This is a genomic window from Microbacterium sp. USHLN186 (assembly GCF_037145155.1).
Classification (GTDB): domain Bacteria; phylum Actinomycetota; class Actinomycetes; order Actinomycetales; family Microbacteriaceae; genus Microbacterium.
In genome coordinates this window covers 163389-176276 of the sequence record NZ_JBBCYA010000002.1, presented here as the reverse complement: position 1 = coordinate 176276, position 12888 = coordinate 163389, and the positions used below count along the sequence as shown (strand labels likewise).

Sequence of the window (12888 nt, the reverse complement as noted above, 5' to 3'; positions counted from 1 at the left end):
GTCGCTTACGCTCTTCTCATGACCCTGCCCCCGCCGACCCGACGGCGCCGCACGGCCCTCACGATCGCGGCCGTCCTCGTGACCGCACTCGCGGTGACCCTCGGCATCCTCCGCCCGTGGATGCCGACGGTGGAGACCCCGCCGGTCGCAGCCGCCGCCGACGGCGTCTCGCTGCCCGCGCTGACGCTGCCCGACGACCCGCAGGTGCTGGTCTTCGGCGACTCGTGGACGTTCGGCTCGGCGGCGACGGTGCCGACCAACGGCTACGCCTACCGACTCGCGCACCTGATCTCGGGCGACACGGTCGTGCGCGGGGTGCGCGGCAGCGGATATCAGCGGCCGGGCATCGACGGACCGGACTTCCGCACTCGGATCGGGCAGCTCGAGCGCTGGATCGAGCCCGATCTGATCATCATGCAGGGCTCCATCAACGACCGTCGGGAGGATCCCGCCGGATACCCCGCGGCGGTGAACGCGGCGTGGGATGCGATGGCGGCGCGCTTCCCGGGCGTCCCGATCGTCATCCTCGGTCCGGCCCCGCACGAGCTGCCGGTCGGCGCCGCGACCGCCCGCATCGACCGGGACCTGGCCCGGCTCGCCGCGCAGCGCGGCTGGTGGTACATCTCACCGGTGCGGGAGCACTGGATCACCGAGGCGGACTACCTGCGCTACATCGATGTCGGCGTCGGTCGCAAGCATCCCACCGACGCCGGCCACGCCTTCCTCGCCGAACGCGTGGCGGCGGCCTTGGAGGGCTTGCGCAGTGCGCCGGTCACTGCTGCCGACGGACCGCGGCCGGCGCCCGCGAAGTGATCAGGGCGCGGCGGGCGGATAGTGCACCGCACCGTCTGCTGCGACCGCGCCGGGAGTCAGCGCGGCCGGAGTGACGCGGCCGCCCGGCATGAGGTGGCCGACCTCGATCCCGCGAGCGAGCAGGTGATCGGCGATGATTCTGCGGTGGCAGCGCCACCACACCGCCTCCGAGCACATCACGGCAGGGCGCCCGGGTGTCGACCCGACGAGCGCGATGAGCTCGTCGAGCCCTGCGGCAAAGACAGCGCTCAGCGCGTAGTCGGCGTAGTTGTGGAAGCTGCGGTTGCGCCACAGCGCGTTCACCTCGTCGGGCACGTCGCGCTGCACGTTGCGTCGCCCGGCGAGCTGCTCGATGCGCAGGTACCGGATGCCGCGCTCGCTGAGCGATTGCTCGAGCGCGTCGCTGTTGAACCAGGGGAACCGATTGGAGCCGGGCAGCCGGCGCACGTCGACGAGAGTGCCCACCTCCGCATGCGCCAGCAGGTCGAGGAACTCCTCCAGCGGATGCGTGGAATGCCCGACCGTGAGCACCGCCGCCGCGCCGGGATCGGCTGACTCAGTCATCCAGCGGAGTCAGCGCGCTGTCCTTGTGCGCGGCGACATGGTCGGTCTTGTCGCTCTTGATCTCGTACTGGGGCTCATCCTCGTCGGCACGGCGCGTGCGCCCCATGAATTCGAAGTCAGAGGTGTGCACCTTCGTGATGCGGCCACGCACGCGGCCGGCCTCGGAGTTCCAGCTCACGTGGTCGCCCACCTTGAACCGCTTGGACATCATCGCTCTCCTCCCACCCGTCGGAGAAGCGAGAAGACCGCCCATGGGCGGCCTTCTCATGATCGCGCCCCCGACAGGAATCGAACCTGCGACCTACGGTACCGGAAACCGGCGCTCTATCCGCTGAGCTACGGAGGCGTACCGGTCGAGCCTACCAGTTGCGCGCCCCGCGGAATGCACGCGGGTGCGCTCAGCGCAGCGAGAGGCTCGACGCGATGATCGCGAGCAGCGCGAACCCGCCCTGCAGCACGGCGGCACGCAGTTTGGTGCCGTCGGAGAGCACGAGCACGAGCGCTGCGGCGAGCATCATGGCCGTGCCGGTGAGGACCAGTGTCACGCCGACGGTGTGCTGGCCGGCCAGCAGGACGATGATGCCGAGGAGCACCGCGAGCGCGAGGAAGAGGTTGTAGAAGCCCTGATTGAACGCCAGCGCGCGCGTGGTCTCGGCATCCGCCTCGCTGCGCACCCCGAAGATACGGCGCGTGGCCGGCTGCGTCCAGCGCACGGACTCGAGAACGAAGATGAACACGTGGAACGCGGCCGCGAGCGCGGCGAGCACGAGACCGGCGATCAGCATCCGACGATTCTCCTCCCCCGCCCCGCCGCGCAACAACACTCCGCCCCCGTGGTCGGGAGCCGGATGCCGGTCATGAGCACCTGATGCCCGACACTTGGCTCCCGGGAAGCCAAGTGCACGAGTCAGAGCAGGAACACGGGCAGCAGACCGGGATTGTGGGCGTGCACGAGCACCCCGAACACCACCGCGTCGAAGAGCAGATGCACGGTGACGACGTAGGCGAGCGAGTGCGTGCGCAGGAAGATCCACCCCTGCAGCAGCGCGAACGGGATGGTCAGCACCGGGCCCCACGCGCGGTAGCCCAGCTCCCACAGGAACGAGACGAACACCACGGTCTGCAGCACGTTGGCGGCGAGGAACGGCATGTGCCGGCGCAGCAGCGCGAACACGGTGCAGATGAAGAACAGCTCGTCCCAGATGCCCACCGCCCCGACGCCGACGAACAGGCGGGCGATGAGCTCGGGCGTATCGACGACCGGCCAGTTCCGGTAGACGCCGCTGGTGATGAAGTAGAACGGCAGGATCAGCCAGCCCAGCACCAGCACGCCGGCCAGCCAGGCCCACTGCCAGCGGCGCCACCTCTGCCGTGCCCGCCAGGGGAACGAGATCGCCCGGTCGCGGAACACGAAGCGCGACAGCAGGTACGGCACGAGCACCGCTCCCCCGAGCGCGAGCGTGAAGCGCAGCATCGACAGGTCATCGAGCTGCGCGGCGAGCGAGATCGCGTGCACGATCACCATGCCCAGCCCGGTCAGCGCGAGATCGCGGGTGAGCGATGGTGCGGATGCCGTCACTCCCGCCCGCTCCCGGATCGCGGCCACGCTCACGCCGGCGGCCAGCAGCAGCCACCCGAGCAGGCTGCGATCGAGCACGAAGAACGCGGGCGCGGCCGCGCAGACCAGCGCGGCGGCGAGGATGGGATGCCAGGCAGTCTTCGTCACACCCGCGGCACCCGGCGGTACGTGAGATCGCGGATCTCGCGTCCCTTGGCGATGCCCTTGCGCTCGAAGGCCGTCATCGCGCGCCCGTCGAAACGCGCGGCCCACTCGCCCTCGAAGGCGCGCTCGAACTCGGGGGCGTCGTCGAGCACCTCGCGCATCTGCAGCGCGTAGTCCTCCCAGTCGGTGGCCAGTCGCAGCACACCCCCCGCGGCGATCGCACGGGCGGCGGCCGCTGGGAAACCGGGACGGATGAGGCGCCGCTTGGTGTGGCGCTTCTTGTGCCACGGGTCGGAGAAGAAGATCCACACCTCCGATGCCGATCCCTCCGGCAGGTAGGTCGAGAGCACCTCGGGAGCGTTCGCCTCGACCAGTCGCAGGTTGCGAACGTCGGCGGCCGCAGCGTCGAGCATGGTGCGCGCGAGCCCCGCCCGGAAGACCTCGACCGCCAGGAAGTCGGTGTCGGGCGCGGCGGATGCTGCGGCGACGATCGCGTGGCCCTGGCCGGAGCCGATCTCGACGATCAGCGGCGCATCGCGCCCGTACTCCGTCGCGACATCGAGCCGCGCCTGCGGATGCACCGAGGTGAAGGCGACATCGCGGGGGACGTCCAGCAGATAGAACGCCGCGTGCTGCTCGAATGCCCGTTCCTGCGCCTCCGACATGCGGCCGCTGCGGCGCACGAACGAGACCGGCTCATCGCGGAAGGTGCGTGGTTCAGGCATCCCTCCAGGATACCGGGGCGCGTCGGCGACCGACATCGACGGGATGCCCCGCGAACGGCCGGTCACTGCGCAGGTGCGGTGACGAAGTCGATCAGCTCCTCGACCCGGCCCAGCAGCGCAGGCTCCAGGTCCCGGTACGTGGTGACCCGAGAGAGGATTCGCTGCCAGGCGTGCGCGATGTCGGTCTGATCCTCCGCGCGCCAGCCGAAGGCGCGGCAGATGCCGGTCTTCCAGTCGATGCCGCGCGGGATCTGTGGCCACGCGCGGATGCCCATCGCGGCCGGCGTGACGCACTGCCAGACATCGATGAAGGGGTGCCCGACGATGTGCAGATGTCGGCCGTGCGGGCCGCGCAGGATCTGGTCGACGATGCGGCTCTCCTTCGACCCGGGCACGAGGTGGTCGACGAGCACCCCGTAGCGTCTGGTGCTCGACGGCGGCGAATCGGCGAGCAGGTCCTCGAGCAGGTCGAGTCCCTTGAGGTACTCGACGACGACGCCCTCGGCGCGCAGATCCGCGCCCCACACCTTCTCGACGAGTTCGGCGTCGTGGCGGCCCTCGACGAGGATGCGGCTGGGCAGCGCGACGCGCGCGCGTTCGTCTGCGACGGCGAAGGAGCCGGATGCCGTTCGGCGGCGGCCCGCCTGCTGCTTCGCGACCGGGACGACGAGCTTCACCGGGCGGCCCTCGATCAGGAACCCGCCGCCGAGGGGGAAGCTGCGCCGACGGCCCTTCCAGTCCTCGAGCTCGACCATTCCGGCTTCCACGCGCGTGATCGCTCCGCAGTAGCCGTCCTGAGCCACTTCGACGACGAGATCCCGGGTCGCCTCGATCTCCGCGCTCGTCACCGTGCCGCGCCGACGCCACCCCTCCGCGAGCACGTCGGTGCCGTATCTGTCGTCCATGCCTTCCAGCGTATGTGTCTGCGCTGAGGGCGAACGGCGAACCCGCCGGGGATGCTGTCGCGCGCAGGTTCCAATGCATAGACTCGTCGCATGGGGCGCGGCTGCCGGTCGGAGGGAACACGATGACACGACGCGGGCTGACTGCGGTCGCACTGCTGCTCGCCCTGTTCGCGGGGGTCTTCGCCGCCGGTGCCGCATCCGCGACCGACCCTGGTCCGCTCGACGGGCGCATCACGGACCACAGCGGCGTCATGCGCGCCGCCGATGTCGCCGACGCGGAGCGCACCCTGAGCGCGCTGCGCAGCGAGAGCGGGATCGACCTGTTCTTCGTGCTGGTGCCGCGCTACACGAACCCCGAGGTCATGGAGGACTGGACCACGCGCACCGCCGAGGGCAACAGCCTGCGTGATGACCAGTACCTGGTCTCGGTCGCGACCGAGGGTCGCTCGTACACGATGTACCGCCCCGAGGGCGCCCGCATGAGCCCCTCGCAGCGCGACGAGATCCTCAACGCGATGTACGCCGACCTCGCGGCGAGCGACTTCAGCCACGCTGTCGTCGCAGGTGCGGACAAGGCGTATGACATCTACGTGCTGGGGCCGCAGCGTGCCGCGCAGGGCTGGACGATCTTCGCCATCGTCGCCGTCCTGGCGGTGATCGCCGTCGTCGTGCTGCTGCTGTTGCGTCGCGCGCGCAAGCGCGCCGCGGCCCGCGCGAAGGCGCAGGCGGATCTGGCCGAGCTGCATCGACAGGCCGGCGTGGCGCTGGTCCGCACGGATGATCTGGTGCGCTCCAGCGAGCAGGAGATGGAGTACGCCCGCGCGCAGTTCGGCGACGAGGCCATCGGCGGGTTCGTCTCGGCGCTGCAGACGTCGCGCGGCAACCTCAACGAGGCGTTCTCGCTGCAGCAGAAGCTGGACGACGAGGTGCCCGACACCGACGAGCAGAAGAGGGAATGGAACGAGCGCATCCTGCAGCTGTGCTCGCAGTCCACGCAGGTGCTCGAGGAGCGCAAGGCGGAGTTCGACGCCCTGCGCGAGCTCGAGCAGAACGCTCCCGCCGCGCTCGAGAACGTACGGCGGATGCGCGCCGCCGCCATCGCCGAGATCGAGCGCGCGGACGGCATCCTCGCCGCGCTCACCTCGACGTACGCGCCGGCGACCATCTCGGCGGTCTCCGAGAATCCCGCAGAGGCGCGGTCGCGTCTGGCGTTCACCGACGAGCAGATCGGGCAGGCCGAGGCGCTGATCGCCGCCGGACGGACCGGTGACGCCGCGGTCGCCATCCGCGCCGCGGAAGGTGCCGTACAGCAGGCGACGCAGCTCGAGGATGCGATCGAGAAGCTGCAGGACGACCTTCGCGCCACTGAGCAGCGGGCGGCAGGGCTGATCTCCGAGCTCACCGCCGACATCCAGACCGCACGTGCCCTGCCCGACATGCAGGGGGCGGTCGCGCAGGCCGTCAGCGCGACAGGCGCAGGTGTGCAGCAGGCGCAGTCCCGGCTCGGACCGAGCGGACGTGACCCGATCGATGCCCTGCGCATCCTGGACGCGGCCAACGCGTCTATCGACGCCGTGATCGCACAGGCGCGCGACGAGCAGGCGCGCATCGACCACGCCCTGCGCACCCTCGGCGCGGTGCTGCACCGTGCTGAGGTGCAGATCTCGACCGCCGAGTCGTACATCCTCAACCGCCGCGGGTCGATCGCGTCGACCGCTCGCACCCGCCTCTCCGAAGCGCAGGCGAACCTCGACCAGGCGCACGGCCTCGCGCAGCGCGATCCCGTGCAGGCGCTCGCGTACGCGCAGCGCGCGGACGCGCTCGCCGCGGAAGCGCTGCGGCTGGCGCAGAGCGACTACAACGGGTTCAGCGGAGGCGGCGGCGGAGGCGACACGCTCGGGGCGCTGCTGGGCGGCATCCTCATCGGTCAGGCGACCGGCGGACGCCACGGCGGTTGGGGTGGCGGTGGCGGCTGGGGTGGCGGCGGCGGCATGCTCGGCGGCGGCGGAACCAGCAGCGGCGGCGGCTTCTTCGGCGGCGGCGGAGGCGGCGGGGGCTTCTCCGTCGGCGGCTTCGGCGGCGGAAGCAGCGGCGGCGGCGGGCACTTCTGACCGCGGCGAGCCGGCGACACAGACATCGAACGACCATCCGACAAGAAAAGGAATCACACATGGCCAAGGAATCCATCTTCGGACGCATCTCCACGCTCGTCCGTGCGAACATCAACTCGCTCCTCGACCAGGCCGAGGACCCGCAGAAGATGATCGATCAGCTCGTGCGCGACTACACCAACAACATCGCGGACGCCGAGTCGGCGATCGCCGAGACGATCGGCAACCTGCGCCTGCTCGAGCGCGACCACGAGGAGGACGTGCAGGCCGCGCGCGAGTGGGGCAACAAGGCGCTCGCCGCCAGCCGCAAGGCCGACGAGCTGCGCACGGCCGGCAACACGACCGATGCCGACAAGTTCGACAGCCTCGCGAAGATCGCGCTGCAGCGCCAGATCGGCGAGGAGCGCGAGGCCCGCGCCGCCGAGCCTCAGATCGCCGCGCAGACCGAGATCGTCGAGAAGCTCAAGGGCGGGCTGAACGGCATGAAGGAGAAGCTCGGCCAGCTCAAGACCAAGCGCAGCGAACTGCTCGCCCGCGCCAAGGTCGCCGAGGCGCAGACCAAGGTGCAGGACGCGATCGGATCGATCAACGTCCTCGACCCGACCAGCGAGCTCGGCCGCTTCGAGGACAAGATCCGGCGCCAGGAGGCGCTCGCGCAGGGCAAGGCCGAGATCGCTGCCTCGTCGCTGGACGCGCAGTTCGAGAGCCTCGAGGACCTCGGCGAGCTCACCGAGGTCGAGGCCCGTCTGGCCGAGCTCAAGGCCGGCGGCACCTCCCGTCCCGCAATCGAATCGGAGTGAGAGCGAGGGGTGGGGGGGGCCCGCCGGGCGCCACCCACCCCTTCCCTCTCCTCGGGAGAGACATGACTCGTTTCCTCATCGTCCCGCAGTGGCAGGGCTCGCCGTCGGCACGCGCGATGCTGCTGACCGACGGCGCCGCCGCCATCGCCGGCGACCTACCACGCCGCGACACGGTCGTGCTGGATGCGCCGCTCGAGGCCGGCGACGCCCTGGGCACCGGCGTGCGCCGGCTGAGCTCACTGCTGCGCACCAGGGAGCTGCTGGCCGAGCGGATGCCGGCTGTCGAGGAGCCGGTCGTCGTCATCGGCGGCGACTGCAGCGTCACCGTCCTCGCCCTCTCGGCTCTCGACACGCAGGACCTGGCCGTGCTGTGGTGCGATGCGCACCCCGACCTGCATGTTCCGGAGTCCTCCCCCTCCGGCGCGTTCGCCGGCATGGCGTTGCGCGCCGTGCTCGGCGACGGTGAGCCGGCACTCGCGCTGTCACCCGCTGTACGGGCCGAGCGCGTCGTGCTGCTGGGCGCGCGCAGCGTCGATGCGGGAGAACAGGAGCCGCTGCGACGCATCCGAGCGATCTCGGCGGATGACGTACAGGATGCGGATGCCGTCGCCGCGGCCGTCCGCGCCACGGGTGCGGCCCGGGTGTGGGTGCACATCGACGTCGACGTCCTCGACCCGCCGGAGTTCGAGGGCGTGTCCGAGGCCGCGCCGTTCGGGGTCGGCGTGGCGGCCCTCACTGCAGCCGTCAAGCGCGTGCGTGCTGACGTCCCGCTCGCGGGAGCGACGATCGCCGGCTTCGCGCCGCGCACTCCCGCCGACGCCGTGCTGGACATGGGAGCGATCCTGCGTCTGATCGGCGCTCTGGTATGACTGCCCAGCCCGGGAGAGCCGACAGCACGAGTCTGCCGGGCCAGGTGTACGTGCCCGGTTCCGCCGACATGGACGAGAAGGTGCGCCGCGCCGCGCAGCAGGCGATCGAGCGCGGGCTACGCGTCGACCGCCTGATCCCCGCGCCGCTGCTGGACTCCCCGGTGAGCCTGGTGGGCTACTGGTGGGGCACGGCGGTCGGCTGGATCTGGGGCGCCCTCTGGAGCACCGGCCGCGTGCAGCGGCGGGGTGGGATGTGGGTGTTCCGCGGGCTGCCGCCATGGGCGTTCGCGCGCGGCGGCGTGTGCGTGGGCGGTTGCTTCCTCACCGGGGAACGCGACCCCTCCGACACTGTGCTGCGTCATGAGTACGTGCACCGCCGGCAGTGGCGTCGCTACGGCTTCCTCATGCCCGTGCTGTATCTGCTCGCCGGTCGCGATCCGCTGCGCAACCGCTTCGAGATCGAGGCGGGTCTGATCGACGGCGGTTACCTGCGACCGCAGCGGCGACCTCGCGGCGACGGAGCCGGATCTCAGTCCAGAGACAGGCCGTAGCGCGCGGGTGCGTGGATGTCGGATGCCGGCACGGCATGCACCTCGGTCAGGTGCTCGCCGATGTCGGCCGTGCTCAGCCAGCCGCCGAGCAGCGTGACCTCCGTGCGCAGCCGCTCGTGCGGGTCGTCGCACAGCATCTCGTCGGCCCAGGCCACCGCGGCGCGGGTGAGCGCCTCGCCGGTCGCATGCCGCGCAGTGCCGCGACCTGCCCGGCAGAGCCAGGTGACGGTCATCCGAGGCGGCGCGCTGATCCGACCGATGTGCGCGGCGTCGGGCACCTCGACGAACACCCGCCCCACCGCGCACAGCGGCAGCGTGGCGAGCATCAGTTCGAGATCGACGAGGGAGTGCTCGTCGGCGGTGATGAGGTACTGCACCTGAGGACGGCGGGCTGCGCGGCGAGCGGCGCGGCTGCCGGCGATCGACGGGATGGTGCTCATGGTGACATCAGTCTAGCACCGGGGAAGGGTTGCCTAACCTTCCCCGGTTCATTCCAGCAGGGCTGCCCGCAGAGCGTCCAACTCGGTGGAGGTGAGACCGGACGCCCGCAGGTAGGCCGCCGCCGAGCCGAAGCGGTCGTCGATGTCGTCGAGCAGACCCGCCATCACGTGGGCCGGAGACTCGGTCGCGAGTTCGATCGCGTTGGTGGCATCCGGCATGTGCGCACGCAGGTACTGCACCACGGCGATGTTGCGCTGCGTGGGCAGCTGCGATGCCGTCAACGCGTAATCGGCCACGACCGCATCGCGGTCGGCGCCGACCGCGCTGAGCGCGAGCGCCACGGTCACCCCGGTGCGGTCCTTGCCCACGGTGCAGTGCACGAGGGTGGGCTGCCCTGCGGCGATGACGCGCACCGCGTCCACCAGTCGCGTCGCGGATTCATCGACGAGGTGACGGTACATCGCCGCGAGATCCATGTTCTGGGCGAAGAACGAGCCGACCGAACCGAGGAAGAGCGGAACGCGCGTGATGGGCACGTCCGTGAGAGCCGAGGGCTCCCGGTCCACCTCGGCGTCGTCGCGCAGGTCCACGACGCGGGCCACGCGCTCGCGCAGAGCCGACCGACCCGCGGGGGTGAGCTGCGCGAGCTGGCCAGAGCGCAATAAGGCGCCGGGGCGCACCCGCGACGAACCGGCGAGCATTCCGCCGACATCCCGGATGTTCGCCACGCCGGGGATCTCGAGCACCGTCATCGGTCCAGCTTACGTCCGGCGCGGCGGCGGCCACACAGCGAGCGAAATGGGAATGCTGAAGTAAAAGCGTTTCATACCAAGCTCTTTGCTCAGTTGTCACCTCGCTTCCTTCTCGGATTGCTCTCGCGTTACCCGTGAAGCGCCCACGGATAGCAGAATATGGCCGTGGCCACAGACAGCAGCGAGTTCCGCTACCTGCCCTCGCAAGCCGAGGCGCTGGGAACCAGCGTGCCCTCAGCGCGGCGACTCGCGCTCACTCTGCCGGATGGACGCACTCTCAGTGCCCTGCACTTCGGCGAGGCGGCGCCCGAGATCACCCTGCTGCACGGCGCGGGCCTCAACGCGCACACCTGGGACGCGGTCGCACTGCTGCTGCGGCGGCCGGTGCTCGCCGTGGACCTCGCCGGACACGGCGAATCGTCCTGGCGCGACGACCTCGACTACTCCCCCGCTGCCCTCGCCGAGGACCTCGCGCCCGCCCTCGCCCGCTGGACCCGGCAGCCGCAGATCCTCATCGGGCACTCTCTGGGCGGCCTGACGGCCGGGGTGCTCGCGGCCCGGCATCCCGATCTCGTACGTGCTCTCGTGCTCGTCGACGTGGTCCCCGGACTCGACACCGCCGCCGCTCCGGCAGTGCTGCGCGATTTTTACACGGTGACCGACTTCACCTCCCGCACCGAAGCCGTCGAGCGGGCCCAGCGCTTCGGATTCGGCGGCACCCGGGAGGACACCGAGCGCGGCGTGTTCTTCAACACGCGGGAGCGCGATGACGGCCGGATCGAGTGGAAGCACCATTTCGCGCACATCATCGGGCACGCCTTCGACGCTCTCGAGAGCGCACGCGACGAGGGCAGCGACCCGTGGGCGGACCTGGTCGCCGCGTCCGCGCCGATCACGCTCGTGCGCGGCGCCCGCGGGTTCCTTCAGGACGCGGATGTCGAGGCACTGCTGCAGCGACGGCCCGAGGCTCGCGTTCTCACCGTCGACGCCGGCCACAACATCCAGGAGACCCACCCCGCGGCGCTCGCCGACCTCGGCATCGCCGAGCTCGCCGAGATCTCCCGCTGATCTCCTCCTCATCCGTTCGCCCCTCGAGAGGAACCACTTTGTCTTCGACCACAGTCCGTCACTCCCTCCGCGTGGCGGCGATCGGCGTCCTCGCCGCCGGCGCGCTCGTGCTCAGCGCGTGCACCGGAGCGCAGCAGCCCTCACCCGCCGCATCCACGACGCCGGATCCCGATGCGAGCCTGACCGTGGGACTGGTGCTCGAGCCGACCAACCTCGACATCCGCCACACGAGCGGTGCCGCACTCGAGCAGATCCTCGTCGACAACATCTACGAGGGACTGGTCACCCGCACGCAGGACAACGAGATCGTCGAGCGGCTGGCGGCTTCGTATGAGATCGCGCCCGACGGCCTGACCTACACGTTCACCCTCAATGACGGCATCACCTTCCACGACGGCAGCCCGCTCACCTCGGCGGACGTGGTCGCGTCGTACCAGACGGTCAAGTCGGATGCCAGCGTGCAGGGCAACGCCGAATTCGCCGGGGTCTCGGCGATCTCCGCCCCCGATGCGCAGACCGTGACGATCACACTCGCCCAGCCCGACCAGAACTTCCTCTTCGCGCTCACCGGCCCCGCCGGCCTCGTGTTCAAGAGCGGCGATGAGACCGACATGAAGACCGCCGAGAACGGAACCGGCCCCTACACGCTCGAGCGCTGGTCGAAGGGCAGTGCGATCAGCTTCGATCGCTTCGACGACTACTGGGGAGAGTCCGCCACCCTCGGCGAGGTGGTCTTCCAGTACATCCCGGACTTCACCGCCGGCGTCAACGCGGCCCTCGACGGCTCCCTCGATGTGCTCACGGCGGTCGATCCGAACCTCGTGTCGCAGCTCGAGGACAGCGGCGACTTCACCGTCACGACCGGGCGCACCACCGACAAGGGCACCCTGGCGTTCAACAACCGCAAGGCTCCCCTCGACGACGTGCGCGTGCGCGAAGCGCTGCGCCTGGCTGTCGACCATGAGGCTCTCGTCGAGGCGATCGGTGCGGGGCAGACGCTGTACGGACCGATCCCCGAGCTCGATCCGGGATACGAGGACCTCAGCGCACTGGTCCCTTACGACCCCACCCGGGCGAAGGCGCTGCTGAAGGAGGCCGGGCATGCCAAGCTGGATCTCACGCTGACCATTCCGTCCTTCTACGGAACCACCGTCGCCCAGGTGCTCGTCTCGGACTACGCCAAGGTGGGGGTGTCGCTGGAGGTGCAGCGCGTGGAGTTCGCGACCTGGCTGGACGACGTGTACACGAACCACGACTACGACCTCAGCTTCGTGCTGCATGTCGAGCCGCGCGACTTCGGCAACTTCGCCAATCCCGACTACTACTTCGGTTACGACAACCCCGAGGTGCAGAAGCTGTACCAGCAGTCGCAGACCGAGATCGACGCGGACAAGTCGGCGGCGCTGCTGGCGAAGGCCGCGCGCATCGTCTCGGGCGATCACGCCGCGGACTGGCTGTACAACGGCGCCACCCTCACGGCTCACACCTCCGCCGTCTCGGGTTTCCCGAAGGACTCCATCAACTCGCGCATCGACCTCGCCGGCGTGACGAAGTCCGCCGAGTGAC

At 70.3% G+C, this 12888-nt stretch carries 15 protein-coding genes and 1 tRNA gene; 7 read left to right on the top strand and 9 right to left on the bottom strand.

Translation table 11 applies throughout. The annotated features are described in order from the left end of the window. The first annotated feature begins 18 nt into the window (after window positions 1-18). Entirely contained in the window at window positions 19-813 is a 795-nt protein-coding gene (locus tag WFG93_RS04850) for an SGNH/GDSL hydrolase family protein (protein ID WP_336645200.1), read from the top strand. On the opposite strand, the gene WFG93_RS04845 is transcribed toward WFG93_RS04850, so the two are convergent. From WFG93_RS04845 to WFG93_RS04815, 7 genes are all read right to left on the bottom strand, one after another. Continuing rightward, window positions 814-1377, bottom strand: a complete 564-nt coding sequence (locus WFG93_RS04845) for a DUF488 domain-containing protein (RefSeq protein WP_336645199.1) — start codon at window positions 1375-1377, stop codon at window positions 814-816. Then, a complete protein-coding gene (locus WFG93_RS04840; protein ID WP_336645198.1) occupies window positions 1370-1585 on the bottom strand; it encodes a DUF2945 domain-containing protein in 216 nt (71 codons plus the stop codon). Before WFG93_RS04840 ends, WFG93_RS04845 begins: the two co-directional genes overlap by 8 nt. 65 nt (window positions 1586-1650) lie before the next feature. Further along, window positions 1651-1723, bottom strand: a tRNA-Arg gene (locus WFG93_RS04835). Between the two features lie 52 nt (window positions 1724-1775). After that, entirely contained in the window at window positions 1776-2162 is a 387-nt protein-coding gene (locus tag WFG93_RS04830; RefSeq protein WP_336645197.1) for a DUF1304 domain-containing protein, read from the bottom strand. A 122-nt stretch (window positions 2163-2284) separates the two neighbouring features. After that, entirely contained in the window at window positions 2285-3103 is an 819-nt protein-coding gene (locus tag WFG93_RS04825; RefSeq protein ID WP_336645196.1) for a CPBP family intramembrane glutamic endopeptidase, read from the bottom strand. Then, entirely contained in the window at window positions 3100-3825 is a 726-nt protein-coding gene (trmB, locus tag WFG93_RS04820; protein ID WP_336645195.1) for a tRNA (guanosine(46)-N7)-methyltransferase TrmB, read from the bottom strand. Before trmB ends, WFG93_RS04825 begins: the two co-directional genes overlap by 4 nt. 62 nt (window positions 3826-3887) lie before the next feature. Then, on the bottom strand, window positions 3888-4730 hold the full coding sequence (locus tag WFG93_RS04815; protein WP_336645194.1) for a DUF3097 family protein: 843 nt from the start codon (window positions 4728-4730) through the stop codon (window positions 3888-3890). A 122-nt stretch (window positions 4731-4852) separates the two neighbouring features. On the opposite strand from WFG93_RS04815, the gene WFG93_RS04810 reads away from it, so the two are divergent. From WFG93_RS04810 to WFG93_RS04795, 4 genes are all read left to right on the top strand, one after another. Further along, a complete protein-coding gene (locus WFG93_RS04810) occupies window positions 4853-6841 on the top strand; it encodes a TPM domain-containing protein (RefSeq protein ID WP_336645193.1) in 1989 nt (662 codons plus the stop codon). Between the two features lie 59 nt (window positions 6842-6900). Further along, window positions 6901-7641: a PspA/IM30 family protein gene (locus WFG93_RS04805; protein ID WP_336645192.1), complete on the top strand. Its 741-nt coding sequence runs from the start codon at window positions 6901-6903 to the stop codon at window positions 7639-7641. A 62-nt stretch (window positions 7642-7703) separates the two neighbouring features. Continuing rightward, window positions 7704-8510, top strand: a complete 807-nt coding sequence (locus WFG93_RS04800; RefSeq protein ID WP_336645191.1) for an arginase family protein — start codon at window positions 7704-7706, stop codon at window positions 8508-8510. Window positions 8511-8578: 68 nt separating this feature from the next. After that, a complete protein-coding gene (locus WFG93_RS04795) occupies window positions 8579-9061 on the top strand; it encodes a Fe-S oxidoreductase (protein WP_336645696.1) in 483 nt (160 codons plus the stop codon). Here WFG93_RS04795 and WFG93_RS04790 read toward each other — a convergent pair. Beyond that, window positions 9040-9501: an SIP domain-containing protein gene (locus WFG93_RS04790; RefSeq protein WP_336645190.1), complete on the bottom strand. Its 462-nt coding sequence runs from the start codon at window positions 9499-9501 to the stop codon at window positions 9040-9042. The genes WFG93_RS04795 and WFG93_RS04790 overlap by 22 nt on opposite strands. Window positions 9502-9549: 48 nt before the next feature. Further along, window positions 9550-10254 carry a tyrosine-protein phosphatase gene (locus WFG93_RS04785; RefSeq protein WP_336645189.1) on the bottom strand — a complete coding sequence of 235 codons (705 nt, stop codon included), beginning with the start codon at window positions 10252-10254 and terminating at the stop codon, window positions 9550-9552. 159 nt (window positions 10255-10413) lie between these two features. Between WFG93_RS04785 and WFG93_RS04780 the strand changes: the two genes are divergently transcribed. Next, window positions 10414-11322, top strand: coding sequence for an alpha/beta fold hydrolase (locus WFG93_RS04780; RefSeq protein ID WP_336645188.1), 909 nt, complete (start codon window positions 10414-10416; stop codon window positions 11320-11322). A 38-nt stretch (window positions 11323-11360) separates the two neighbouring features. Then, window positions 11361-12887 (top strand): ABC transporter substrate-binding protein, encoded by a 1527-nt coding sequence (locus WFG93_RS04775; RefSeq protein WP_336645187.1) that lies wholly within the window; start codon window positions 11361-11363, stop codon window positions 12885-12887. Window position 12888: the final 1 nt, after the last annotated feature.